Raw genomic sequence first — 24626 nt, forward strand, 5'->3', positions numbered from 1 at the left:
TGGGTGATTTGGTAGACGCGCTGGATTTAGGTTCCAGTATCTTAGGATGTGAGAGTTCAAGTCTCTCCTTCCGCACCATGTTCTTATCTAGAACTAAAACTATTCCAAATTTAGCGTTGGGATATCGCCAAGCGGTAAGGCACCAGGTTTTGATCCTGGCATTCCCAGGTTCAAATCCTGGTATCCCAGCCAATTTCTATATTATCCTGTACTCTTCCTCATTAGCATATTTGTGTATAAACTCATTAATGTTTACTGGCTTGCTAAAATAATACCCTTGCAAATAATCACAATCCATTAGCGTTAACGTTTGTTTAAGATCGTTATCTTCTATTCCCTCTGCCACCACTTTACAATTAAGTCGCGTCGCTAAAAACAATGTCGATTCAACAATCGCGTAATCTGCTATTTGAGTCAGCATGTCTTTTATAAATGATTGATCTATTTTTATTTGGCTTATAGGTAATTCTCGCAGTAATACCAAAGAAGAAAAACCCGTACCAAAATCATCTACACTAAATTCAAACCCTCTGCTATTTAGTTTTTGCATCATTGTGCGGGCAGCTTCTAGGTTTGTCATCATGGCGCATTCGGTTATTTCAAAAATAATTGCGTCGCTTAGCGTTGGGTCATGCTTTACTAATTCTTCAACAAACTCATAAAACTCCGGGCTTTCTAAATCTTTAGTAGAAAGGTTTACATGCAACGAACCTATAAACCCAGCTGCTTTTAACACCTTTAAATGCTTTATTGTTTCTAGTAGCACCCATTTAGAAATATTTAATATCAACCCACTTTGCTCAGCAATGCCAATAAATACCTCGGGGCTAATAAAAGAGCCATCACTTTGCGGCCAGCGTATTAACGCCTCTGCTCCATGTACTTCATCGGCTCTGGCATCAAAAATAGGCTGTAAATAAAGCTCAAATTCGTGGTTTTTAATGGCGTGCTTAATACGTGAGGTCATATTTGAAAGCTCATTTGCTCGGGTGCTCAGCGCCTCAAAGTAATGTACATACAGTTGCTGTGTGTCTTTAGCCTCATGCAGTGCTAAGTCTGCTTGCTTTAATAGCTCATTAGCGTGCGACGAGTGATTCGCAAAGGTTGTTATTCCCACAGTCACGTGTACACGTAAACTATGCTCGTAAATATGAAATGGGTGTTTGGTTGATTTTTTTATTGCTTCAATACATAAATTAATTGCCTCATTGGCTGAGTTATCAACAATAAGTGCAAATTCATCGCCGCCTAAACGGTACAGCTTGGCTATTCCCACAATATTATGGCTGAGAGTTTTTGAAAAAATGCTTAACAGCATATCCCCTACTTTATTGCCGTATGAGTCATTAATCGATTTAAAGCGGTTTAAATCTATAAGCATTAAATAAAACGAAGGCTCGTACTTAACTTGTTTGTTAAGCACCTGAAAAAACTTTTTTCGATTAGGGAGGCCAGTTAAGCTGTCGTTTTCGGCAAGGGTTCGTTGACGTTTTGCATAGCTGTCTATTTTTAAAATACTTTTATAACTGAGCTGAATAACTAAATAAACAAAAGCGCCCCCGCCAAATAAAATTAGCGATACGCTCATAGCAATAAATCCGGCTATATCGTTATTTACAAAATAATAAAGTACATACCAATAACCCACTATAAAGCTAAAAATAAGCGCCAGTAGCAAAATCCAGGAAACACGGTTAGTTTTTTTACAAATTTTTATTGTTGGCACAATGCTCAGCGTTAATAGCAAAGCGCCGACAATGAGTATAAAAATAAAAAAATTATCCACAAACACACAACTTTTAATTGGTTAGTAGTTTGAGTATGGCAAAAAAACGCAATAACGGAATAAATTAATAGTGACAACTATGCAGGTGCCAAGTGGCATAAGAAAGGGAGTGATTGGCCGTGCATTTATTAATTTAGCCAATCACTTAAGCGGATTTAATTAAGCTCCCCACTAATGGCGTATTTTAATACCCAGTTTTTTAACGGACCGGTATTGTTAGCCATTTTTAAAAACTGGCTGCGTGCCCATTTTAGTGGCGTAATTTGATTAGAAAAACCAAAGTAACACGCATCCATCATGCTCATCATTAATAGGTTGGCTTTACGGCGGCTTCGCTCGTATTCTTTTAGTTTTAGCGGACAACCAATATCATCAGCGTCTTCAAGCGCCTGTGCGAGTGCCACCACATCTTGAAAGCCTAAATTAACGCCTTGCCCGGCCAGTGGGTTAATTGTGTGAGCCGCATCGCCCACTAACACCAAACGCCCATTAGAGTAATTATTTGCATGCTGACGGGTAAGCGGAAATACCGCATGGCTTTGTACCTCAAAATCCCCTGCAAGAAGCGGAAACTTATTTAAAACATGCGCTTTTATTTGATCAGCCGTTAACCCTTTAAAGTTTTGTAAGGTATTGGCGCTGTCGTACCAAATTAAATTAGCGTATGGCGCCTGCATAGGTAAAAAGGCTAACGGGCCTGTAGGGGTAAATTGTTGCCACGTTTTTACTTGCTGCGGCGCATCTAGCTTTATTAGTACGCCCATGCAGTGCTGCTGATACTGCCACCCTGTTACACCAATATTTGCCTTGGCACGTAGCTGCGATTGCCCGCCATCGGCTGCAATAACTAAATCAGCAGTGTAACGGGTATCGCCATAAATGAGGGTGATTGACGTTGTATCTTGCTCAATAGCACTTAAAGGTGCTGATTGTTCAATAACCTCAATATTATAATGTGCAAACTGCTGCCAAAGGCTTGCTTGTATTAAATTGTTTTCAATTAAATGACCTAAGTGCGAAGTATTAATATCGGCGCAATCAAATAATAGGTTGTCGCCACCGCGCTCAAATGCTTCTAACTGCGTGTAAGGTGCTAATCGGTTTTGCCTTAAAATAGGCATAGCCCCTAGCTCGTCCAGCAGGTTTTCTGAAAAACGGTTAATAGCCGATACCCGTATATCTACCTGATCACTTGCTAAAATGGCATCGGCGTTAATCAGTTTTTTTTCTATTATTTGTACTGATTTTCCTTGCTGTGCAAGCTTTATGGCCATGGCCGCACCGACCATCCCTGCGCCTACAACAATCACTTTGTTTTGAGTCATGTTTTTCATCATTTGGTTAATACGTGAAACTGTTTTGATTGTACCGTAACTCGCCGCATTAGTGCGAGAGTATATAACTATCACGCTATTAAACTGCCTGTGTATTGATTTGAGATCACAAACATGAAAACTATACTTGGATCTGGGCGGGTATCCAGCTAAAATACGCGTCCTTTAAGTGAGCAACCTTGCTCCTTAATCCCGTTTTAAGCACATTTTTGTGCCACTACCGAATTGAACACGAGGCTATATTTCAATGAGCAAAAAGCTGCATATCAAAACTTGGGGTTGTCAGATGAACGAGTACGACTCTCAGAAGATGGCTGATCTTTTAGATGCAACCAACGGCTACCAGCTAACGGAAGAAGCAGCAGACGCCGACGTTATTTTACTTAACACCTGTTCAATTCGTGAAAAAGCGCAAGAAAAAGTATTTCACCAATTAGGTCGCTGGAAGTTATTAAAAGACGACAAGCCAGATTTAATTATTGGTGTAGGTGGTTGTGTTGCCTCACAAGAAGGTGACTCTATTCGCCAGCGTGCACCGTTTGTTGATGTTATTTTTGGCCCACAAACATTGCACCGTTTACCAGAAATGATTAAACAAGTGCAAGGCGACAAAGGCTCATCGGTGGTTGATATTTCGTTCCCAGAAATTGAAAAGTTTGACCGATTACCAGAGCCAAAAGCTGAAGGCCCGTCTGCATTTGTATCAATAATGGAAGGTTGTTCTAAGTACTGTACTTTTTGTGTTGTACCTTACACCCGTGGTGAAGAAGTTAGCCGCCCATTAGATGACGTATTATTAGAAGTTGCGCAACTTGCTGAGCAAGGCGTACGTGAAGTAAACCTACTTGGTCAAAACGTAAACGCATACCGCGGTGAAACACACGATGGCGAAATTTGTTACTTCTCAGATTTAATCCGTTACGTAGCAGCGATTGATGGCATTGACCGTATTCGTTACACCACCTCGCACCCGGTAGAGTTTACGCCAGATATTATTGATGCGTACGCTGATGTACCAGAGCTTGTTGATCACTTACACCTACCTGTGCAAAGTGGTTCAGACCGTATTCTTAATTTAATGAAACGCGGCCATACAGCGCTTGAGTACAAATCAACAATACGTAAGCTGCGTAAAATTCGCCCTAACTTAAGCATGTCGTCAGACTTCATTATTGGTTTCCCAGGTGAAAGCAAAACAGACTTTGAAGCCACTATGAACCTGATTAACGACATTGGCTTTGATATGAGCTTTAGCTTTATTTACAGTGCGCGTCCAGGTACGCCTGCCGCCGACTTACCTGATGACGTATCAGAGCAAGAGAAAAAAGAGCGCTTATACCTACTACAAAACCGTATTACACAAATGGCACAACAAATTAGCCGCCAAATGTTTGATACAGAGCAACGTATCTTAGTTGAGGGCCCTTCTAAAAAGAACCCAATGGAATTACGTGGCCGCACCGAAAACAACCGTGTAGTTAACTTTGTTGGTCCACACACAGTGATCGGCCAGTTTGTTGATGTACGTATTACCGAAGCGTTACCAAACTCTTTACGTGGCGATTTAATTCGTACAGAATCAGAAATGAACTTACGTCGTGATATTGCTCCTTCAGCTATTTTAACAAAAGCTGCAAGCGTTGAGCCAAAAATCGATACAACCAACGAAATTGGCGTAGCTACTTTCGTACCGTAGTTGTATAAATTCATTGCGCCAGTAACCCTTACTGGCGCACCCGAATAGGAAGTAATTTTGAGTAATCAGTTAAAAACATTAGAGATTTATTTAGAACCTGCCGACAACAAACGCCTTTCTTCTTTATGTGGCCCGTTTGACGAAAACATCAAACAAATTGAACGCCGCCTAGGTGTTGAAATAATCCACCGCGACAACTTTTTTAAAGTAACAGGTAAACTGCACTCAAGTGCCGCGGCCGTAGACATTTTAAAAAACCTTTATGTTGATACTCAACCTGTTCGTGGCGAAATTGGTGAAATAGAGCCCGACAACGTACATTTAGCCATTACCGAATCAAAAGCCCTAGAACAAGAAGTGCCGCAAAGTGCGTACGGCAAAGAAATGTTTATTAAAACCCGCCGTGGCGTAATTAAACCGCGTAACGATAACCAAGGTTTGTATGTTGCTAATATTTTGCATCACGACATTACCTTTGGTATTGGCCCTGCCGGTACAGGTAAAACCTACCTAGCAGTTGCAGCCGCAGTAGATGCCCTAGAGCGCCAAGAAATTCGTCGTATATTACTTACCCGCCCAGCGGTAGAAGCCGGCGAAAAACTGGGTTTTTTACCAGGCGATTTAAGCCAAAAGGTAGACCCATACCTGCGCCCTCTTTACGACGCGCTATTTGAAATGCTTGGCTTTGAAAAAGTAGAAAAACTTATTGAAAAACACATTATTGAAATTGCCCCACTTGCTTACATGCGTGGCCGTACACTAAATGATGCGTTTATTATTTTAGATGAAAGCCAAAATACCACCGCCGAGCAAATGAAAATGTTTTTAACCCGTATAGGCTTTAACTCTAAAGCAGTAATAACGGGCGATATAACACAAGTTGATTTACCACGCGGTGCGCGCTCAGGCCTTCGCCATGCAATAGAAGTACTTAGCGATGTTGAAGAAATTAGCTTTAACTTTTTCCAATCGCACGACATTGTTCGCCACCCAGTAGTTGGCCGTATTGTCGAAGCCTACGAGCGCAATGACGAAAGCGAGCGACTAAAGCGTATAGAAAAACAAAAAGCCAAAGAGCAACTTGCCGCTCAACAGCCGCCTTCTACTAAAGAGTAATACCGTGAGCACCGAATTAGATTTACAAATAGCGTGTGAGTTTGACAACCTCCCAAGCGAAGAACAATTTGCACTGTGGGCCGATAAAGCCCTGAGCAAGTTTCGTGATGAGTCTGAGCTGAGCATCGTTATAAGCGATGAAGCCCAATCACAACAATTAAACAACGACTACCGTAGTAAAAATAAACCAACCAACGTGTTGTCGTTCGAATTTGAAGCACCGCCAGGCATTGATTTGCCATTAGTAGGTGATTTAATAATTTGCCCAGCCATTGTATTGGCCGAGGCAATCGAGCAAGAAAAGTCATTTCATGACCACTTTGCCCATATGGTTATTCATGGATGCTTGCATTTACTTGGATTTGACCATATAAAGAGTGAAGACGCTTTTGAGATGGAAAGCATAGAAAAGCAATTACTTGCAGAGCTAAACATAGCTGACCCATACCGGGACGAAATTTAAATTAACGGAGCATTTAGACGCAATGAGCGACGATAACTCGCAATCTAGCCAGGGTTCTTCTGGCAAAACGTGGATGGGCCGCATAGCCCAAATGTTGCAAGGGGAACCCCAGAATAGAGAAGAGCTGGTTGAAGTAATTGCCGACGCGCAAGAGCGTGACGTAATCGACCCAGAAACCAAAGAAATGATCGAAGGTGTGCTTGGTGTATCCAAGCTTAAAGTGCGCGATATAATGATCCCGCGTTCACAAATGGTCACACTTGAGGTCGACAGCCCCCTTGAAGATTTGATCCCCATGATGGTCGACTCCACCCACTCGCGTTTTCCGGTGGTGTGTGAAGACAAAGACCACGTTGAAGGTATTTTGCTCGCAAAAGACTTGCTGCCGCTTATTTTAAATAAAGATGAGCACCTACCCTCACTGCGCGAATATTTACGCCCAGCCATGGTAGTGCCAGAAAGCAAGCGCGTAGACACCCTACTAAATGAATTTCGTCAGCAACGCTACCACATGGCTATTGTCATTGACGAATACGGCGGTGTATCGGGACTTGTCACCATTGAAGATATTCTTGAAATAATTGTCGGTGAAATCGAAGATGAACACGACGAAGAAGAAGATCAACAAGATATTCGCCAACTTGCTAAGCATGTATACGTAGTACAAGCGCTCACCCCTGTAGATGACTTTAACGAGTACTTTAAAACAGGTTACAGCACCGACGAAGCCGATACCATTGGCGGCACGGTACTACACGCATTTGGCCATATGCCAAGTCGCGGCGAAACAATTGAAATAGACGACTATCAGTTTAAAGTAACTAATTCTGATAACCGTCGTATTTTACAACTGCAAGTCACCGTTCCTAAGGTTGATGAAAACGACAGTGAAGAAACTACTAACTAAACTCACCCTGTTAGTAAAAGATAAAAAAGCATGGCTCGCACTGGTTGCGGGCCTTATTTTAACTTTTGGCTACGCCCCTTACCAAATTTGGCCCATCGCATTTTTTAGCATTGCCGCCATTATTTTTTGTATTAACCCAAACAACACAGGCAAAGCGCACGCAAAAAGCGCCGCTAAATATGGCTTTATATTTGGCTTAGGTTGGTTTGGCGCGGGTATTAGCTGGGTGCATGTATCTATTGCCACCTTTGGCGGCATGCCGCTTATAGCATCGCTCTCGTTAATGGCTTTACTGTGCTCATATTTAGCCCTGTTTCCGGCGCTGGCGTTTTGGGCTGCAACTCGCTTTGCAAGTGGCCCTAAAAGCATGGGGGCACTTCTAATTGCCACCATAGCCATTAGTGAATACTTACGTGGACACTTACTGACCGGCTTTCCGTGGCTAAGTTTTGGCTATACACAAACAGATGGCCCGCTTAGGCTGCTTGCCCCTTATATTGGCGAATTTGGCTTAACGCTTACCTGTGTTGCCATTGGTTTTGCCCTTTACAGGCTCACCAAAAAAGATTTTAAAACCCCATTAATAAGCGCAGCCGCTTTAGCGTTACTTATTATTGGTGCATTAAATACCGGTAATAATCACTACTCTGGCAAAGAAATGTCGACCTTATTGGTGCAAGGTAATATTAAACAACACCTGCGATTTGAACCCAGTGAGTTTTGGACCACCATGAGCAAGTACCAAGACCTAACGCGCCCACACTGGGATGCTGACCTAGTGGTATGGCCCGAAGCCGCCGTGCCCGAAATAGAAGCCCTTGCCGACACTTACTTAGCCAATTTAGACAGCGCGGCCTCGTTTAATAAAACCGCATTAGTTACCGGTATTGTTGACTACCAGCTCGACACCAAAACCATTTACAACACCCTTATTGTGGTAGGTAATAAAGAACACAACGACGAGCACGGCCATTACCGCTACCTAGACAAAAACCGCTACCGTAAACACCAGTTGTTACCTATCGGCGAATTTGTACCATTTCAGGATGTACTGCGCCCTATAGCGCCATTGTTTGATTTACCTATGTCATCGTTTACCCGTGGCGATAGAGTGCAAAACAACCTACGCGCCAATGGCTTTAACCTGCTACCTGCCATTTGCTACGAAATAGTATTTGCCGATTTAGTACGCGGTAATTACCAAAGCGACTCTGACTTGCTGTTTACCGTAAGTAACGACGCGTGGTTTGGCGACTCCATTGGGCCATTACAACACATGCAAATAGCCCGCATGCGCGCATTAGAGTTACAACGCCCGCTGGTACGTGTTACCAACAATGGCGTAAGCGCCGTATACGACCCACTAAGCCACACACAACAAACCATGCCACAGTTTGAAGCTGCGACCATGAAAGCCGATATAAAGCTTATACAAGGCGACAGCGTGTACAGCCAATACGGAAACATCTTTGTGTGGGGGGTTGTGTTGTTGATGGGGGTTGTCGGGTTTGGGGTTAGGTTTAAAGTAAATCAAAGCTAATCCTTTTCACTTTTACTAATTAACTCGATATTTAAAAATTCCGTAATATTGCTTTTCGGTTCTTATTAAAGGATTAACTTAATGCTCGGCCAATCTAATAATACAAGTAATAAAATGACTAACCGGTTGAAGTATCTATTTTCGTTAGCTTTTGTAGTTCCAATAATAATATTGCTTATTTTGTTAGGCGCTTGGAACAACACTTTTGGCCTTGGGTTAGGTGGAACGACTTCAACATGGTCAAATTTAGGGAGCTTCTTGGGTGGGCTATTTGGCCCAATACTTAGTTATTTTTCTATATTAGCGGTTCTATTAACCCTCTATCACCAACAAAAAGATAGCAAGCTTATTTTGAAAAATAACGCGATTAACACACACTCCGTTATACTAAATATGTTTATAGATTATTGTGATCGTGAAGAGTTAAAAATAAATCCCTACAAGTTATTTAACTTTATTTTTTCAAACTCCCTTGCCGAGTATATTCATGAACAAAAGGCTTCTGATGACATTTTCTTATTAGAACTGCAACCTGAATCACTTAATAAATTTATAAATGAGATGAGGTCAGATACTGAAAACTTACAGGCAGTTTTAAAAAAAGGAAGTAACTTTCAAGTAACAATGGATGATCTGCAACTACCAAAACTATTAGGGCTCAAAAACCTAGAAGTTATAACAACTGCTGAACAGCTTAAGAAATATTTAGAGTTAGCAAAAAGCACTTTTGAATGCGCCTTAGAATTCCCATCTTTTTATATAAATGAAGATGAAAAGAAAGACTTTACTGATGAAACCCATAAATATATCAAGTCTTTTATAGAAAAAAGTGTGGATAAAAGCGAATTTAATGAAACTCTTGATGAGCTTAAAAACACTCGCAACAAATAACTAAGTACAAAACTAAAAGAATCGAGTCATTCTATAATGTCATTAAGCTTTTTAACCCATAATACCAACTAAGCGCAGCGACTGTGCCATGAATTTCATCTTTAAAGTAACGTTGATTAATAATTAGATTATCGCTTGGGTGCGCTTTTAACCTTTTAGCAAACGCTACACCCCATTGATAATTTGCTTTACCAATTTCGCCAAACGCTTCGTCATTATTTGCAAAAGTAAAATAGACATTGCCTTTAAGCTGCTTATTTATTAGTTGCTTTTCATCAAAATAACGGTTTAGGAAGTTATTATCCCAAAGGTAAGTCGCATCAATAATTAAGTAATCTGTAAATAGCGTATGGTTAGAAAGCAACACATAACTGGCAAACAAGCCACCGAAGGATTCACCTATTAATACGCGTTTAGTTGATGTTCGATAATTTTTATTAATGAGTGGGATAAGTTCTTTTTCAAAAAAGGCACTGTAATTTGCGGCGTTGCCAATATTTTCAAACTTTTCTAGAAGTTTACCGTTAAATGTCCAATCAACATTAGTTGGGGTAAAATCCCGCTCTCTTATCGCATTTTGACTATTAGGAATGGCTACTATAATTGCTTGTTGTATTTGCTGCTCTAGCCGCTGAGTACTAAGTGCCTCTACTAGCCCGGCTACGGCTTTTAGATGTGTTTGGTCACCATCGAGCAAGTAAATAACTGGGTATAACTGATTGGGGTTTTCATTGTAGCTTGGCGGTAAATAAACGCTAAAACTGCGTTGTTCATTTAAAATAACAGACTTAAGCTGATAGGTTTTGGCTAAAGTAATAGGCTCTGAGGCATTTACATTTATTGTAAAAAATAAATATAAAAATATTATTGATAAGACTTTCATACATATCCTTGTATTAAATTAATAGCTAACCAAGAAGAAACGCCCGCCCTTCTTTCAACAATCAAAACACCGCTTTTATTGATAAGCTATTCCTTAGCTCTTGAGGCTAACTTTTTATATATTGCATCTTTATCGCGTTTACCAATTGCGAGTACATACACCACAACTTCGTCATCAATAACTTCGTAAGCAAGGCGGTACCCTGCCGTACGCAATTTTATTTTATAAACATTATCAAAGCCGCGTAATTTAGAGGCTAGGACATGCGGATTATCTAAGCGCTCAGCAAGTTTCTTTTTAAACTGGCTTTTAAGTGGTGGCGCAAGTTTTTCCCACTCTTTTAAGGCTGCTGGTAAAAACTTTAACTTATAAGTCATCTATACTAACTTCAACCGCTTGAGATAAATCGCCTCTGCGGCTCTCAACAACTTTAGTTAGTTCATAATCATCCAATTGTTCCATAAGTTGCTCATACATTTGTGCAGGCACCAAGTAAGCTGCAGGCTTATTATGATTTAATATGGCTATTGCAGCGCCATCAGCTTCATTTAAAAGCGCGGTTGGGTTTTTTTTAAGTTCTGAAATACTTGCCGAACAATCAGCTAAAACCTGTCTCATATAACACCTATAAAGAACTAAATTAAGACCTTATTTTAGCCCTTTTTTTATCTAAAGCTATATATTTTATAATTGCTTATTTTCTAAGTAGTTTTTAAAGTCTCTTGTACCGTTTGTGCATTTACAACCTGGTTCACACTGCCCTGAATAACCACAGTCGCTGATATTTTATCTTGAATAGCTTGCCTGTTTGGGTCCCAGTACACTTGTAAGAAGCCTAATAAACCTGTTGCAAAACCGGCGCCGTATCCACCGTATCTGCCAAAACAATCAAGCATACCTAGTGGCTCGCCATTTAGTGAGACCACCCGAATATTACATACTTTTTTACCTGGTGTTTGTCCGCGCCATAATAATGAGAACAACGTAAAGTATACCGCTGCCCAACCAAAACCAAGGCCTAGGTCTTGAATAATGCCTTTACCCCACTGCAAAATACTGGTGACAGGTTTGGTTTGTGCGCTTTTAGTTTCAGCTTTTTCAGTGATATTGCTTTTATGAGTTACTTCGCCCGAAATGCTTTCTCGCTCTGTCTCATTATTTTTAAAATCATCTACCGCAACAGGCTCATCATCAGCTATAGCCATTAAGTGCAATAATGTGCGCGTAACTTCAATCCCTCCTACGTTTTGCATTTCAGCAAGCGCTGGTAATTGGCCAACTAAATTAGCTCGAGCAACGCTTTGACAAGCATCATCACAGTTTTTATCGTCTGTTTGCGTTAAATAGGTGCGTATTATTGCTTTATCATGCTCGCTTAGCTCATCGTTTTGCTGTGTTTTTTCTATTTGAGGTGTTTGTATAGCGGTATCGCCTTCAAAAAAATCAATCGCTAACGAGAGTACGGTTAATGAACTTACAAATAAAAAACTTGCGGCAAAAAGCTTTAAGGCTCTGCGCCAAAACGACGACATTTTTGGAAGATATTGCTACGCAGTGCCTTTATAAAAAGCCATTGCAGCCACAAAGGCAATTAAAGTGGCGCTTAGCTTAGCGGCCATAAATATTAAAGTGACATCAATAGTCATCGCCAATGCACGTTTAATTGGGCTCGCTAATGGAATACCTAATAACGCTTGGTCAATTTTAAAGGCATACGGGGTGATCACGTCTTTGGTTTCAGAGCCTGATAACGCGAGTTGCTCTATCTCTTTGGTTTTCATTTTTATGTTTTTAAAATGGGTAAGCTATTTAACTTACGCGCTTTTTATTTTTATATCAATCCGCTTAATTAAGTGATCTATTTTGCTGATTGGTATTAGCCCAAGTTAAAGCTACTGATTTACCAGCATAAAAAAAGGGCTGCATACATGCAGCCCTTAAAATACTTTATTTATAAATAATTAAGCGGTTGGGTAATCGGTATAGCCTTGCTCTGCGCCACCAAATAAGGTGTCGGGGTTGTGGCTATTTAGCGGTTTACCTTGCTCTAAACGTGCAGGTAAATCTGGGTTAGACACAAACGGGCGACCAAAGCCAATCATGTCGGCCCAGCCTTGTGCTAGGGCTTCATCGGCACGTTCTTTAGTGTACTTACCTGCATAAATTAATACGCCGCTGTACGCTTTACGAATAGCCTGTTTAAATTCAACGCTCATTAAAGGGGCATCATCCCAGTCGGCTTCAGCAATGTGCATGTAGCCCACGCCAGCGTCGTTTAGTGCTTGAGCAACGGCTAAATATGTTTGCTCTGGGTTATCATCAACCGTGCCGTTAAGCGTGGTAAGTGGTGCAAGCCTTACACCTACTTTTTGACTACCAATTTCATCGCTTACTGTATTTACAACCTCTGTTAAAAAACGCAAACGATTTTGCACACTGCCGCCATATTCATCAGTACGGGCATTTGATTGCGAGTCTAAAAATTGGTTAATTAAATACCCGTTAGCGGCGTGTAGCTCTATGCCGTCAAAGCCTGCGTCTACTGCATTTTTAGCCGCTTGGCGAAATTCGCCTAGTACATTTTCAATATCTTGCTTGCTCATTTCACGCGGTAACTGAGTCTCAACAAAGCCAGGTTCGCCGTTAGTATCTACAAATACTTTTACGTCTTTTGCAGCAATGGCCGATGCGGATATAGGCTGCACACCGCCTGTGTTATCGCTGTGAGTTACGCGCCCTACATGCCAAAGCTGCGCAAACATAACGCCACCAGCATCGTGCACTTTGTTGGTTACCGTGCGCCAACCTGCTACTTGCTCGTTTGTGTAAATACCTGGTGTCCAGGCATAGCCTTTACCCAGCTCACTTATTTGTGTGCCTTCGCTTACTATTAACCCAGCACTTGCTCGCTGCGCATAATAAGTGGCCATTAAATCATTGGCAATGTCGCCAGGCTGCGTTGAGCGCGAGCGAGTCATTGGTGGCATAACAATACGGTTTTTTAAAGTTTTACCTGCAAGTTCTATGGGTGAGAAAAGTAACGTCATAATGCCTCCTAAGTTTGATGGCGCTCATAATAGCGCAGCTATATAAATTCAAAAATAGCAAAAAACACAAAATAGCTTTGTTGTATTTGCAAAAGTGTCTACTTATTCTTCTGCTGAGCATTACATACAAACTATTTAAAAAGTGATGCTAGTGCTAGAAAATTTAATTGATACAATATAACATACCAATAAATACCTATTAATAAGTAAAATTAAATGATAAATAAACTGTCCGTCACAGTGTTATCAGGCTTTTTAGGCGCTGGTAAAACAACCGTACTTAGCCATATTCTTAATAACCGACAAGGAAAAAAAGTGGCTGTTATTGTCAACGATATGAGCGAGATAAACATAGATGCAGCCACAATTAAAAACGATGTGTCGCTCAATCACAGCAACGAAAAACTCGTCGAAATGAGCAACGGCTGTATTTGCTGCACCCTACGAGAAGATTTACTTGTTGAAGTGGGTAAACTTGCCAAAGATGGCCGTTTTGATTATCTCGTCATTGAATCAACAGGCATTTCAGAACCCCTACCGGTTGCCGAAACATTTACTTTTGCCGACGAAAACGGTGTTTCTCTTGGTGATGTTGCCACCCTCGATACCATGGTAACCGTGGTTGATGCGGTTAACTTTTTAACCGACTACGAACAAGCAAACGATTTACAAGATACTGGCGAATCGTTAGGAGAAGACGACGAGCGAAGCGTGGCTGACCTACTTGTTGATCAAGTTGAATTTGCCGACGTTATTTTAATTAGCAAAACTGATTTAGTCACCAATGAACAGCTCAATAAGCTTATTGCTATTTTAAATACGCTTAATACTCAAGCTAAAATGATTCCTATATCAAACGGCAATATTAATATTAACGAAGTGCTCAACACGGGCTTATTTAATTTTGCACGCGCCCAACAAGCGCCGGGTTGGCTTAAAGAAATGCGTGGTGAACACATCCCCGAGACCGAAGAGTATGGTATTAGCAGCTTTAATTATAAGGCGCGCCGCCCATTTAACCCTGAAAAGTTTTATCACTTTTTGCACAACACCGAGCAATTTGGCAAGCTCATTCGCTCTAAAGGGTATTTTTGGCTCGCAACGCGCCCTTTATTTTGCGCGCAGTGGAGCCAAGCCGGCGGTATAGCTCATTACGGGTTTGCTGGCATGTTTTATAAAGCAATTCCTAAAAAAGACTGGCCCACAGATCCCGAGCTACTTGCTGATATAAACAGTAAATGGGTAGAGCCCTTTGGTGATATGCGTCAAGAACTTGTATTTATTGGTCAGTCGTTAAATAAACAAGCCATGATTGAGGCGCTTGATGACTGCCTATTGCCAGAAGAAGCCGTGCTTAAAGGTAAAGTTTTTTGGAAAACCTATAACGACCCGTTTCCTATTTGGGAGGAAGTGTAATGAATGCCCTAGCTCCAATAACGGCACAAATAAAACCCACTGAGCAACTCCACCGAAGAGCAGCTAAAGACAGTAACGCCAATATATTGCCACACATTTATGACCAAAACACTAACATCGTTATTTGGCAAAGAGACCTTGAACAAGCATTAACAAATGCCGTTAATACACTCATTAGCACTAATGCCATAAAACCACTTGAGCTTGCGGTATCTCCCGATGATGCGTTTGATAAGTTAGTTACTGCACTTAAACCAGATGATAATAACCGCGATGAAACTCATGCGCTGTGTAAAGACATAGCATTATTAGTTGAAATGTTTTGCTGCCTATTTGATTTAAAACGCGCCGGTTTAAGGCTAAAAATATTAGATAAACCTATGTGCCCGCGTTTTCATGTAGACAAAATTCCGTGCCGATTAGTGACTACTTACCAAGGCGTTGCAACGCAGTGGTTAAATCACAGCGATGTAGAGCGCTCAAAGCTTGGAACTGGTAATTTAGGTAAGCCCGATGAAGAGTCTGGCTTATTTAAAAGCCTAAATAATATTAATCAGCTAAATCAAGGGGATGTTGCCCTGCTTAAAGGTGAGTACTGGGATGAAAACGAAGGCGCAGGGCTTGTACATCGCTCGCCACCGGTGGCTGAAAACGAACAACGCTTGTTGCTCACCCTTGATTTTATTTAAAATTGTTGTGGTGATAAACGCTGCACTAATGCACGTTTATCACCCTCGTGATTACTTCGTACAACCCTTGTGTATTTACCGGTTTAGAAACAAAGTCATCCATGCCTACACTTAAACAGCGCTGCTTATCATCTTCATAGGCGTTTGCGGTAATAGCAACAATGGGCACATGTGCCTTTGTGTTTACCTCGTTAGCCCGTATTGTTTGGGTGCACTCGTAGCCATCCATATTAGGCATTTGGCAATCCATTAAAATTAAATCAAAGCGATTACCTTCAAGTACTTTTAGCGCTTCTATGCCATCGGTTGCCATCACTAAGTTTACCTTTGTAGGCTCTAGCATTTTTGCAATTACTTGGCGGTTAATGGGGTTATCTTCAACCAGTAAAAGTGTTTTATCGCTTAAATTAGGCAACGACTTCGCCTGTTTAACGGGCTCTGGTTTGTTGGATTGTGCTTTAGGTGCACTTACGTAAAATTTAAGTACGCTGCCTTTGCCTGGTTCGCTGTTGAGGGTAATTTCACCCTGCATTTTTTTAATTAACCCTTGGCTAATTGCTAAACCTAACCCTGTGCCACCATACTTACGTGCCACACCTACATCTGCTTGCGTAAACTCACTAAATAACAACGACTGCTGATCTTTTTCAATACCAATGCCGCTATCGGCTACGCTTATTAAAAGTTGCTCGTTTTCGTAATCAAACGATAAGCGCACAAAACCACGCTCGGTAAACTTATATGCATTAGAGAGCAAGTTAATAATGACTTGGTTTAAACGTAGGTCGTCTACTTTTACGCAATCTGGCAGCCTGTCGCTTTGACTAACAATAAACTCGACGTGATCAGAACTTACAATGGGAGAAAACAACGACTTTATATTGGCAATAAACGGCGCAAGGTTAGTCGCCCGAGGGCTAATTTCCATGGCGTTAGCTTCTATTTTAGAAAAATCTAAAATATCGTTTAAAATTTTCAGTAAATTTTGTGCGCTTTTTTGCTGCGTATTTAACAGCTCTCGCTGCTCATCGGTTAATGAATTATCGCGCAATAAAACCTCACCCATGCCTAAAATACCGTTCATAGGGGTGCGTAGCTCGTGGCTCATATTGGCTAAAAATTGCGATTTAGCAACATTGGCTAAATTAGCCCTATTTACCGCTTTTTTAAGCTCGGTGGTTTGCTCTGCTACTTTGCCCTCTAGCTGCTGATTAAATTCGCTCAGCTGGGTATTTAACCCTTGGTTTCTGATATTAGAGGCTTGTAGGTTTTCTATTGAACGCTGCAGCGCATTAGCTAGTAATTCAAATTGCTGTTGCAGTTGCAATACCTCATGCCAGCTTGAGTCTGTATTAAACTTATGTGTTTTGGTTTTACCAAAGCTTTGCATTAGCGTCGTTAAGCTAGTGATTGGCTGCACTAATAAATTAGCAAGTTGGTGTATAAAAATAACCACCATAAGCATCAATAGCGCACTTAACAAAATAGTGGGTAGCCAAGCTTTTGCCACCGCCATACTTAAATGTTTACGATTATAAAAGGTAATAACTTGCCAGTGGTTTTGTGGGTCAATGTACCTAGAGCTGTGGTACACCTCGTTTTTGCTTGAGCGAAATAGGTTTTTATCTCCTAAATTACTGGTATTAAAGCCCTCACCGTTAAAATGGCTCAGTATTTTAAATTCATCAAGGGAGCTAAATACCACTTTTTGCTGCGCATCTAGCACCACTAAATCGCCCGTGTACTCAAATAAGTTAGGTATAAACCGCTCTAAGCGGTCTAACTTTAACGAGCCCTCTACCACACCATAAAACGTATTGTTACGGTATATAGGTGCCGACAGCGCCACAATGGCCTCGTTACCTAGGCCGCGACCTTGAAACACGCCACTGGTATAGCCCAGAGGGAACTGCTGAGCTTGGGTAAAGTATGCTCGGTCTTTAACACTGCGCTGCGCAAGGCTAAGCCCCTCTATTAAATCGCTGGGCGAGCTAAGCTCTACAAAGCCATCTGGGTTTGCATACAAGCTGGTGGTAAAGCCTGGAAATAACGACATTAATCGTTTGAGTTGCACATCGCTTGCAGTGCCCGCACTTATTGCGTCGCTACTCATAACAATGGCGTTTTTATGAAATGCTAAATAATCATTTAATTGCGTGCTAATAGACTCGGCTTTTTCTTTTAGTTGAGCGTTTACTTCATACTCTAAGCGCGCATGATGATCGTTTACTAAAATTACACTGGTTAGCAATACCACTAAAATAATAATGACACTAACCACATAGCTTAAAATTTTTGCCAGTGGCCTCCCCTGATACGCACGGCTAGCGTAAGGTACAAATACACTAACTAAATCAACCACCGCCAAACTTATTAGCGCGTTAATTAAGTACTTTGATATCGCTACTATTAGCGTTAACCAGGCCAAGCCAATAACAAATTGGCCTATAACCCATACAAAGGGTAAACCAATACATAGCCAAAATACGCTACCCAGAGGAAGAATAGGTTTAGAGCGGCGTAAGCAAAAAGCATAAAGCCAACAAAGCTCGAGTAAATACACAATACTCGGCCAACAATGGCCCCACCTATAAAGTAAAAAACCAGAAACAATGGCAAGGCTTAGGCACGCGTAACGCAGCCCAGTAAATACTAAGCTGCATAAAACAAACAATTGCCCAAACAAAAATTCGGAGCTGTCGAAAAAATACAATGGCGAGAGATTTACTAACCCGCCTAATAACCCTAATAAAACAGCGAGTGTCCACTTACTTCTTTGCGGCATTAATCAACCTTGGGGCACTTTGTTAACACTTTACATGTTAAAATTAATGTAATTTTTACATTATTACGTACAAGGCAAGGGTTGTCTAGCAGCAATAAAACAGGAACAGATAAACATTACCCCCTGTCAAAAAATGAATAGCCGCAGCTAACTAAATAATTTAAAAAGAAAGGTGTGCAAATAGCCGTCCACTTAGAAGGCAGGTTATAGGGCGTGCTAAATATTTAGCAATTTAGACTTGTGAACGCACTCAAAAAGCGTGTTATGTATTTTACACTTACTCTTTTTATGACTGCCACTTAAGTGTAACTTAATATCCTTAAGCATAGGCTTAGCATTTGCGATTGCTAAATAGGCATTAGCTAACGCTTCTGGAGCTGCGCAATAATCTACAATAAGTATTACTGTTGAAACGTTGAGTGACAGTAATTTATTGCCAAGCTCAGTAGATGTGAGTTTTGCTTTGGCGTTGCTAAATAAGTGATTTGATTTTTTACATAAATAGTGATTGTTTCATCTGCTAGTGCAGTAAACGACAATAATAAAAACAGTGTTAATGTAAAAATGAGGTAGAGCGGTAATAGTGGAAAATCGACACTCGTGATACCAAATATTTAACGGTGTTACTAAGGAATAATTTAAAAGGAATGTATTTTCACCCAAATGAGGAATTTGGGTGGCAGTCTTACCAGCCACATCTCGGCACACACGTCACAAACTGTGGCTGCTCCCTTCCGGGCCTGACCAGGTTCGCCTGCTAGTGTTGCGAGAGGACCAATAAGACTACCATTGAGGGCCTTGGTTGGCGCGGGAAGGATTATCTCTACTTTAGATATCCCTCTAATCTCTCATTATAATCGTTTAAGTAAATCTTCAATTTAAGTGTACATTGTACCACCAATGTGTACCACCGATAAAGCATTGCTTACGATAAATGTACTCGGAAAAATTAAGTTTATAATCGTAAGTTTATTGGCACAAAGAACCTCAGAAAAAGCTCTACTCAAAAGCCCTCAGCAGCCCGCTAAGAAGCATTGAAATAGAACCTCCACCAGTGTCAGGGGATGAGAGAAAAGATTAGTAGGACTGCCAAGAGGAAGTGTATGGCTATATTACATATGACACGTTCTAACTATTTCTTTCTTTCCTTTTTCTACTTTTATAAGTACTGTAATTTAACCCGACTTGATCGCAGGCGGCTACTTTACCCGTTCCCCGTAAAATTAAACTTTCCACTTCTAAAAGCTGGCTATCAATTAACTCACTTGAGCTAGGGCCTCCTTTAATTAAAAGGCTTTTTACTCTTGCTTCAGCAGCCTTATCTATATGTTCCTGACTTTGTTTATAACCCTTAGGCACACCTTGGTATGCTGTAGAGGCGGTTTCAGTCTCATCAGCCCACTCTAACTCTTTAGCTATCTGAGCGTCTTCAGCAAACTGCTCGCCCTCTTCGCTATTTTTCCAGACGACATGAGCGCCCCTATCATAATTATTAGTCATGTAACCTCATTTAGTAAATCTACGTTAATTTGTTAGTAACGAACTCTAAAGAGTTTCTAATCTTTTTTTAAATCATCCATCAAAGTGGATAAAGGAATATAAAAAATAATTCCGATGAAAAATACAGCTATTTGAATCCAATAGTAAAATGTATCAATTGCCGTGTTAAGTTGAAAGCATATATACATAACAATCGAGATAATAGAAAAGGCAAATATATATACTTGATAAGTACTGAACCGTGATATTTTTTTATTTTTATCAGGTACTTCTAATGTTTTTGCTAAAAGCTGCCCATACATTATTGAAGTTGCTAAAGAAAAATCAGACAATCTTATATACGATGAAAGATCATCATTGAGCAACTTTATAATAAACAACACCAAAAGAGGTAGTACTATAAATATAGCCTCTTTCTTCGCACCATCATAGCTTCTAATCATTTTCAAAATCCAGAGTAAACTGCTCAACTTCATTTTGAGGAATAACACGTATTACTTCTATGATTTCGCTTTCATATCTGTCCTTTGCCTTTTTCATCGCATTTGTTTTTCGCTTGGTTCTAACTTTTACGTATAATGCATCTCCGGGCCACATCTCTTCCTCATGATTTAACCACTTTAATAACCATTTAGAATCGAGCATTTTTGCACTAAGCTTTTTGTTCTTTCTTCTATTACACTCAAACTCCCACTTCAAATCCTCTACATACGACGGTCGCCTGACAATAAAGATTTCATTAGATGGAAAGTTTTCGACTTTATCTTCAAATATTTGATCTGCATCACGAGGGCATGAAAATGACTCACTAATAAAATCAAAATCTAATCCTCTGCCATATTGAACTAGGTCTTTTTCAGAAAGGCTTTGTCTTGCTTTGTGGATTTTATGAAGAGCATTAGCAACATCATATAGATGAGGGTCATTCAAACAGGTATAATTGGTATATTCAGGATCGTTTGCTGCTACAGATTTACAAACACTATTTGCAAAAGCTCTTACATCTGCTTCAGAATCAATTTTTTGAGCAGCAGCGATTTCAGAGCGAACCCCTGAGTAAATGCCATTAAAAATACTCTCAAGACCCACCCCTCTGACTTTATCCTTTATCCTATGAAAAACGTCTGCTATGCATGAACCTTCTCTGGTAGCCCCTAGGCATGATGAAAATTCAATATCATCTCCATATCCTTTCACAAAAGATTTTTGTAATTCATTAAAGCCTTCAACATATAGGGCCATTGCATGAAATACCCGTTCTGGTTTTTCTTGTTTCTTGTCAAAATCAATACGAATAGAGTAACTTACAGACATTGGAATTCTCCTTCATTCACGCCATCAGATTAACTTCAAAATGAAATGCTTACAAGATCATGAACAAAAGATTAACCAATCAATTTTAACAGCTAAAGTTATTCCAGTTTTATTATTGCAAATGAAGCCATAAAGCTTTCTTAAAATTTTTCAAAAAAAAAACTACCAAGTACTTCTTCAGAATCCTAAAAATTAAGTTTGGGAGTGTAGAAGGTTACCCCCCCTTTTAATAACCCCCTACCCCATCGGTTTTATTCATAAACATCTCCTTCCTTTGTACACTGTTATTAAAGATAGTTTGTGACTGCATGAATACCAAAGCCAACTAGCTTAAACCGAGAGAAACATTTTCAGCTTTTAAATACGTAAAAAATAGTTAATAATACAGACCGTTTTAAATACATTACTAGTCAAGGAAGATACATGAAAAAAACCATTCTAGCGTTAGCCCTATCTGCTTTTTTTATCCCTGCATCAAATGCTGCAAACCTTAAAGATTCCGTTCCCGAAGCAAAAACAAAGTTGGAACAATTCAGTGCAAAAACGGGTGTTGTGATGATCCGTGGTTTCCAAAAGATTGGAACAGAAAGTGGCTTATATAACACCTCAGTAAATGTTCAGACTAAAGAGTTTACTAACGTTACTGATGGAACAAAAGAATACGGTATAACAATTGAAACATTTAAAGAAGATGGTCGTTATGATAAGCAGCATACTTCTTTCATTGATTATGATGAAATTGATTCATTAATTGAAGGTATAGAGTACATATCTAAAGTAAAAGCTGATGTTACTCAGCTAGAAGACTTTCAAGCTGATTACAAAACTAAAGGCGATTTGGAAATTTCAACTTTCAGCTCAGGTAAGAAAGTTATGGCTGCTGTTAGTAGTGGTAGAATTGGCTCTGTAGCCGCTTATTTTAATATCGAGGATTTAGTTAATATCAAAAACCTTATATTAAAAGCAAAGTCGAAAATCGAAGAAGTAAAATAATAAACCCTCTAAGCTTGTTGTCATTAACAAACTGCTTGGTTGCATAGTCAACCAAGCTTTCAGACAACAAAACACTACCGCCAATTACGCTTAACTGTTGCTATTGATGTTTGAAATTCAGTCCCTTTTAAAGCCTCAACTACTTTAGATTGCGAGAAGGATTGTGCTTTCAATTCTTGAATCTTGGCTATAAGTTCTTGAGATACCTTTTTGCGCCCTAATGTAACTCCTTTGGCTTTTGCTCTAGCTAACCCCTCCTTTGTGCGCTCTCTAATTCTATTTCGCTCAAATTCAGCAAAGACAGCAAACATTTGTAAAATGAGTTTACCCTCCGAGGTCGTTAGATCGTTTGATGGTAGATCAAGTGATATAACCTTAACACCCATCTTTTGCAGCATAGTTATTGTTTGTTGGACATCTATATTATCTCGACCTAATCGGTCAAGTTTAGAAACAACTAAAGTATCATTTAGTTCTAGCCGATCAATCAATTTGGCGAACTTAGGTCGCTTCATAGCTTGAACACTTCCACTGATAGTTTCAGATATTGCACGATTAGGTTCAATCTTAAATCCAGCATTCTTTATAGATAAATCTTGGTTATTAGTAGTTTGGTCTGTAGTACTGACCCTTGTGTATGAAAACAATCTACTCAAAATCCATTCCCTCTGGTTACTAGTATCTAAAACCAACAAACCTACAGATACCAGTATCAAATGTCAACACCATACATTTAGATACCAGTTTAAGCATGATAAAATTGGCATCTAAATTGACCGTCTTTGATACTGGGTAAGCTAGCTTATTCATAAATAAATAACATGAGAGTATGGTAAGACACCACCAGCATACTCCCTCACTTAGTGTAGTTTTAATTAATATACTATGATGATAAAGGCAACTAACTGTTATTAGAAAGTTTTATCAATTAATAAGCTATCGTTAAGGATATAATGTGGGTGTACAGAGACTATAAGTAGAAAGAAAATAATTTAATTTAGTCTAATGTATTAGTATTGCCAAATAGGCGTTCTTAGTAATTAACCCTTTGCAATAATGTATAAAACTAACCATGAGTTTGTATTTAATTATACAAAGTACTGAACACCTCAATAACACGTAAAATACTATCCTGTAAGGCTCTACAGACATCTTAAACTGCCACCTTACACTCATACGAGGAAAAATTAATAAGGCTCTTAGAAAGTATTACAGGGAATCTTATTGAACGTTGTTACTTCAAATAATGATACACTTAACAACAAGAAGAACAAAAAAGATTCCTATAATCTTTGATACGCATGAACAAAAAAAACGTTACAAATATAACGAATCATTTATTGATTTTATTTCTAAAATTTGAGATGAACTGCCTGATAGTAGTATCTTGAATTTCGTTACCATTACATTGTTTAATGCCAAGTAGAGCGCCTTTGAGATCTTTTGGTTTTAGATCTGGATTATGACTTAATAACTCAGTAGCAATTTTTTTATAGCAAAGCATATCTCCGTTTTCATCTGCAATTAATGTTTTAGTATTTTCAAGTATGCCTAACTTCTTATCTCGTTTCTGAGATTCTATAGCTGTTAGTGAACTCTCTAATTCTGATAGTTTATCTTCTGCAAGAACATATTTGACACTTCTAGCAAGTTTAGATAGCAGATCTTTTATGCTGCCTTTGCAGTAAAATTCAATATAACTCTTACCAAAAAAACCAGAGGCTGATAGTGCAATTATTTCCCTTGATAAAGCAGGATTTTGAGAAGTACTTTTTTCTGTATTAACTTGTGCAACTATGCTTTTTAAGATATCCATACTCTGCCAATGACTCCTCCCTTTAGCTAGCTCAATAAACTTATCCGCATTAATGTCGTACTCTCCTGCTCTAATGACGCCTTCTATATAACTTCTTTCTGTTTCATCTTCACTTAAAAGGTTATACGCTTCCGCTGTTGTTTTTCCTGAAATAACACTTTGGAATAAGAACTCTTGACCCGTGTCAGAGAAATAGCACAACTTATGTTCCATATAGCGTTTAGGTAACTCTATATTTATCTGCTTAGTTAATCTTTCAACAATTTTCTTTTCCTCCTTGTCAAAATCATCCTTTGATAAATCTGCGGTATCTAATTTTTCAATTTCAATCTTAATACGTTTTTCTAAAATTTCCTTCTTGAATTTGGGAGCACTGAATAGATTCTTTCCCATGTATATTTTACTTAAATGAGCAATATCCTCATCTATATCAAGTTCATCAAGTTCATC

Annotated in this window: 23 protein-coding genes, 1 tRNA gene and 1 other RNA gene; 10 read left to right on the top strand and 15 right to left on the bottom strand. The window is 39.6% G+C overall.

All coding sequences use genetic code 11. The features are described from left to right. The first annotated feature begins 117 nt into the window (after positions 1-117). Positions 118-192: transfer RNA gene (locus CWC04_RS16140), tRNA-Gln, on the top strand. A gap of 4 nt (positions 193-196) precedes the next feature. Here CWC04_RS16140 and CWC04_RS16145 read toward each other — a convergent pair. Both CWC04_RS16145 and CWC04_RS16150 read right to left on the bottom strand, forming a co-directional pair. Further along, positions 197-1786 (bottom strand): putative bifunctional diguanylate cyclase/phosphodiesterase, encoded by a 1590-nt coding sequence (locus CWC04_RS16145; protein WP_138685889.1) that lies wholly within the window; start codon positions 1784-1786, stop codon positions 197-199. Between the two features lie 155 nt (positions 1787-1941). Further along, complete coding sequence (locus CWC04_RS16150) at positions 1942-3123, bottom strand: FAD-dependent monooxygenase (RefSeq protein WP_171038591.1); 1182 nt, start codon at positions 3121-3123, stop codon at positions 1942-1944. A gap of 244 nt (positions 3124-3367) precedes the next feature. Between CWC04_RS16150 and miaB the strand changes: the two genes are divergently transcribed. From miaB to CWC04_RS16180, 6 genes are all read left to right on the top strand, one after another. Then, positions 3368-4816: a tRNA (N6-isopentenyl adenosine(37)-C2)-methylthiotransferase MiaB gene (gene miaB, locus CWC04_RS16155; RefSeq protein WP_029774570.1), complete on the top strand. Its 1449-nt coding sequence runs from the start codon at positions 3368-3370 to the stop codon at positions 4814-4816. 57 nt (positions 4817-4873) lie between these two features. Further along, complete coding sequence (locus tag CWC04_RS16160; RefSeq protein ID WP_004589461.1) at positions 4874-5932, top strand: PhoH family protein; 1059 nt, start codon at positions 4874-4876, stop codon at positions 5930-5932. Positions 5933-5936: 4 nt separating this feature from the next. Next, positions 5937-6395 carry an rRNA maturation RNase YbeY gene (ybeY, locus tag CWC04_RS16165; RefSeq protein WP_138685891.1) on the top strand — a complete coding sequence of 153 codons (459 nt, stop codon included), beginning with the start codon at positions 5937-5939 and terminating at the stop codon, positions 6393-6395. 22 nt (positions 6396-6417) lie between these two features. Beyond that, positions 6418-7302 carry a CNNM family magnesium/cobalt transport protein CorC gene (corC, locus tag CWC04_RS16170; protein ID WP_004589463.1) on the top strand — a complete coding sequence of 295 codons (885 nt, stop codon included), beginning with the start codon at positions 6418-6420 and terminating at the stop codon, positions 7300-7302. After that, a complete protein-coding gene (gene lnt / locus CWC04_RS16175) occupies positions 7283-8842 on the top strand; it encodes an apolipoprotein N-acyltransferase (RefSeq protein WP_171038589.1) in 1560 nt (519 codons plus the stop codon). The genes corC and lnt overlap by 20 nt, the downstream gene beginning before the upstream one ends. Positions 8843-8923: 81 nt before the next feature. Then, a complete protein-coding gene (locus CWC04_RS16180; RefSeq protein ID WP_138685893.1) occupies positions 8924-9733 on the top strand; it encodes a hypothetical protein in 810 nt (269 codons plus the stop codon). A 31-nt stretch (positions 9734-9764) separates the two neighbouring features. Here the strand turns inward: CWC04_RS16180 and CWC04_RS16185 are convergent, their stop codons facing one another. From CWC04_RS16185 to CWC04_RS16205, 6 genes are all read right to left on the bottom strand, one after another. Next, positions 9765-10616 carry an alpha/beta hydrolase gene (locus CWC04_RS16185; protein WP_138685894.1) on the bottom strand — a complete coding sequence of 284 codons (852 nt, stop codon included), beginning with the start codon at positions 10614-10616 and terminating at the stop codon, positions 9765-9767. A gap of 86 nt (positions 10617-10702) precedes the next feature. Further along, a complete protein-coding gene (locus tag CWC04_RS16190; RefSeq protein WP_138685895.1) occupies positions 10703-10993 on the bottom strand; it encodes a type II toxin-antitoxin system RelE family toxin in 291 nt (96 codons plus the stop codon). Then, positions 10983-11234 carry a type II toxin-antitoxin system Phd/YefM family antitoxin gene (locus tag CWC04_RS16195; protein ID WP_004586953.1) on the bottom strand — a complete coding sequence of 84 codons (252 nt, stop codon included), beginning with the start codon at positions 11232-11234 and terminating at the stop codon, positions 10983-10985. The genes CWC04_RS16190 and CWC04_RS16195 overlap by 11 nt, the downstream gene beginning before the upstream one ends. Positions 11235-11317: 83 nt before the next feature. Continuing rightward, the gene (locus tag CWC04_RS16200; protein WP_502705340.1) at positions 11318-12148 is read right to left on the bottom strand and encodes an RDD family protein; all 831 of its coding nucleotides are present in this window, start codon (positions 12146-12148) and stop codon (positions 11318-11320) included. Positions 12149-12163: 15 nt separating this feature from the next. Beyond that, positions 12164-12397 carry a hypothetical protein gene (locus CWC04_RS20090; RefSeq protein WP_502705341.1) on the bottom strand — a complete coding sequence of 78 codons (234 nt, stop codon included), beginning with the start codon at positions 12395-12397 and terminating at the stop codon, positions 12164-12166. A gap of 180 nt (positions 12398-12577) precedes the next feature. Further along, complete coding sequence (locus tag CWC04_RS16205) at positions 12578-13663, bottom strand: alkene reductase (protein WP_138685896.1); 1086 nt, start codon at positions 13661-13663, stop codon at positions 12578-12580. A 216-nt stretch (positions 13664-13879) separates the two neighbouring features. Here CWC04_RS16205 and zigA point away from each other — a divergent pair, with 216 nt between their 5' ends. Both zigA and CWC04_RS16215 read left to right on the top strand, forming a co-directional pair. Then, positions 13880-15079 carry a zinc metallochaperone GTPase ZigA gene (gene zigA / locus CWC04_RS16210; protein WP_138685897.1) on the top strand — a complete coding sequence of 400 codons (1200 nt, stop codon included), beginning with the start codon at positions 13880-13882 and terminating at the stop codon, positions 15077-15079. Then, positions 15079-15768 (top strand): DUF1826 domain-containing protein, encoded by a 690-nt coding sequence (locus tag CWC04_RS16215; protein WP_138685898.1) that lies wholly within the window; start codon positions 15079-15081, stop codon positions 15766-15768. The genes zigA and CWC04_RS16215 overlap by 1 nt, the downstream gene beginning before the upstream one ends. A 25-nt stretch (positions 15769-15793) precedes the next feature. On the opposite strand, the gene CWC04_RS16220 is transcribed toward CWC04_RS16215, so the two are convergent. The 5 genes from CWC04_RS16220 to CWC04_RS16240 form a co-directional block, all read right to left on the bottom strand. Further along, a complete protein-coding gene (locus CWC04_RS16220) occupies positions 15794-18553 on the bottom strand; it encodes a response regulator (protein WP_138685899.1) in 2760 nt (919 codons plus the stop codon). A gap of 683 nt (positions 18554-19236) precedes the next feature. Next, positions 19237-19333, bottom strand: an RNA gene (ffs, locus tag CWC04_RS16225) — signal recognition particle sRNA small type. A 348-nt stretch (positions 19334-19681) separates the two neighbouring features. Beyond that, a complete protein-coding gene (locus tag CWC04_RS16230) occupies positions 19682-20053 on the bottom strand; it encodes a hypothetical protein (protein WP_138685900.1) in 372 nt (123 codons plus the stop codon). 56 nt (positions 20054-20109) lie between these two features. Beyond that, positions 20110-20496 carry a hypothetical protein gene (locus CWC04_RS16235; RefSeq protein WP_138685901.1) on the bottom strand — a complete coding sequence of 129 codons (387 nt, stop codon included), beginning with the start codon at positions 20494-20496 and terminating at the stop codon, positions 20110-20112. Further along, the gene (locus CWC04_RS16240) at positions 20489-21367 is read right to left on the bottom strand and encodes a hypothetical protein (RefSeq protein ID WP_138685902.1); all 879 of its coding nucleotides are present in this window, start codon (positions 21365-21367) and stop codon (positions 20489-20491) included. Before CWC04_RS16240 ends, CWC04_RS16235 begins: the two co-directional genes overlap by 8 nt. A gap of 423 nt (positions 21368-21790) precedes the next feature. Here CWC04_RS16240 and CWC04_RS16245 point away from each other — a divergent pair, with 423 nt between their 5' ends. Beyond that, the gene (locus tag CWC04_RS16245; RefSeq protein ID WP_138685903.1) at positions 21791-22360 is read left to right on the top strand and encodes a hypothetical protein; all 570 of its coding nucleotides are present in this window, start codon (positions 21791-21793) and stop codon (positions 22358-22360) included. A 74-nt stretch (positions 22361-22434) separates the two neighbouring features. Here CWC04_RS16245 and CWC04_RS16250 read toward each other — a convergent pair whose 3' ends face one another. Then, positions 22435-23016, bottom strand: coding sequence for a recombinase family protein (locus tag CWC04_RS16250; protein ID WP_138685904.1), 582 nt, complete (start codon positions 23014-23016; stop codon positions 22435-22437). Positions 23017-23693: 677 nt separating this feature from the next. Beyond that, positions 23694-24626: hypothetical protein (locus CWC04_RS19705; RefSeq protein ID WP_171038590.1), on the bottom strand; the 933-nt coding region annotated here is incomplete at its 5' end.

Source organism: Pseudoalteromonas sp. S2893, from assembly GCF_005887105.1.
GTDB classification, from domain to species: Bacteria; Pseudomonadota; Gammaproteobacteria; order Enterobacterales; family Alteromonadaceae; genus Pseudoalteromonas; species Pseudoalteromonas atlantica.

Bases quoted from the DNA above. Each gene is read 5' to 3' on its own strand.
- CWC04_RS16230 (WP_138685900.1), bottom strand. From the start codon at position 20,053: ATGACTAATAATTATGATAGGGGCGCTCATGTCGTCTGGAAAAATAGC.
- CWC04_RS16200 (WP_502705340.1), bottom strand. From the start codon at position 12,148: ATGTCGTCGTTTTGGCGCAGAGCCTTAAAGCTTTTTGCCGCAAGTTTT.
- miaB (WP_029774570.1), top strand. From the start codon at position 3,368: ATGAGCAAAAAGCTGCATATCAAAACTTGGGGTTGTCAGATGAACGAG.
- CWC04_RS16205 (WP_138685896.1), bottom strand. From the start codon at position 13,663: ATGACGTTACTTTTCTCACCCATAGAACTTGCAGGTAAAACTTTAAAA.
- CWC04_RS16185 (WP_138685894.1), bottom strand. From the start codon at position 10,616: ATGAAAGTCTTATCAATAATATTTTTATATTTATTTTTTACAATAAAT.
- CWC04_RS16220 (WP_138685899.1), bottom strand. From the start codon at position 18,553: ATGCCGCAAAGAAGTAAGTGGACACTCGCTGTTTTATTAGGGTTATTA.
- CWC04_RS16190 (WP_138685895.1), bottom strand. From the start codon at position 10,993: ATGACTTATAAGTTAAAGTTTTTACCAGCAGCCTTAAAAGAGTGGGAA.
- zigA (WP_138685897.1), top strand. From the start codon at position 13,880: ATGATAAATAAACTGTCCGTCACAGTGTTATCAGGCTTTTTAGGCGCT.
- CWC04_RS16180 (WP_138685893.1), top strand. From the start codon at position 8,924: ATGCTCGGCCAATCTAATAATACAAGTAATAAAATGACTAACCGGTTG.
- CWC04_RS16215 (WP_138685898.1), top strand. From the start codon at position 15,079: ATGAATGCCCTAGCTCCAATAACGGCACAAATAAAACCCACTGAGCAA.
- CWC04_RS16245 (WP_138685903.1), top strand. From the start codon at position 21,791: ATGAAAAAAACCATTCTAGCGTTAGCCCTATCTGCTTTTTTTATCCCT.
- CWC04_RS16235 (WP_138685901.1), bottom strand. From the start codon at position 20,496: ATGATTAGAAGCTATGATGGTGCGAAGAAAGAGGCTATATTTATAGTA.
- corC (WP_004589463.1), top strand. From the start codon at position 6,418: ATGAGCGACGATAACTCGCAATCTAGCCAGGGTTCTTCTGGCAAAACG.
- CWC04_RS20090 (WP_502705341.1), bottom strand. From the start codon at position 12,397: ATGAAAACCAAAGAGATAGAGCAACTCGCGTTATCAGGCTCTGAAACC.
- CWC04_RS16150 (WP_171038591.1), bottom strand. From the start codon at position 3,123: ATGATGAAAAACATGACTCAAAACAAAGTGATTGTTGTAGGCGCAGGG.
- CWC04_RS16240 (WP_138685902.1), bottom strand. From the start codon at position 21,367: ATGTCTGTAAGTTACTCTATTCGTATTGATTTTGACAAGAAACAAGAA.
- CWC04_RS16195 (WP_004586953.1), bottom strand. From the start codon at position 11,234: ATGAGACAGGTTTTAGCTGATTGTTCGGCAAGTATTTCAGAACTTAAA.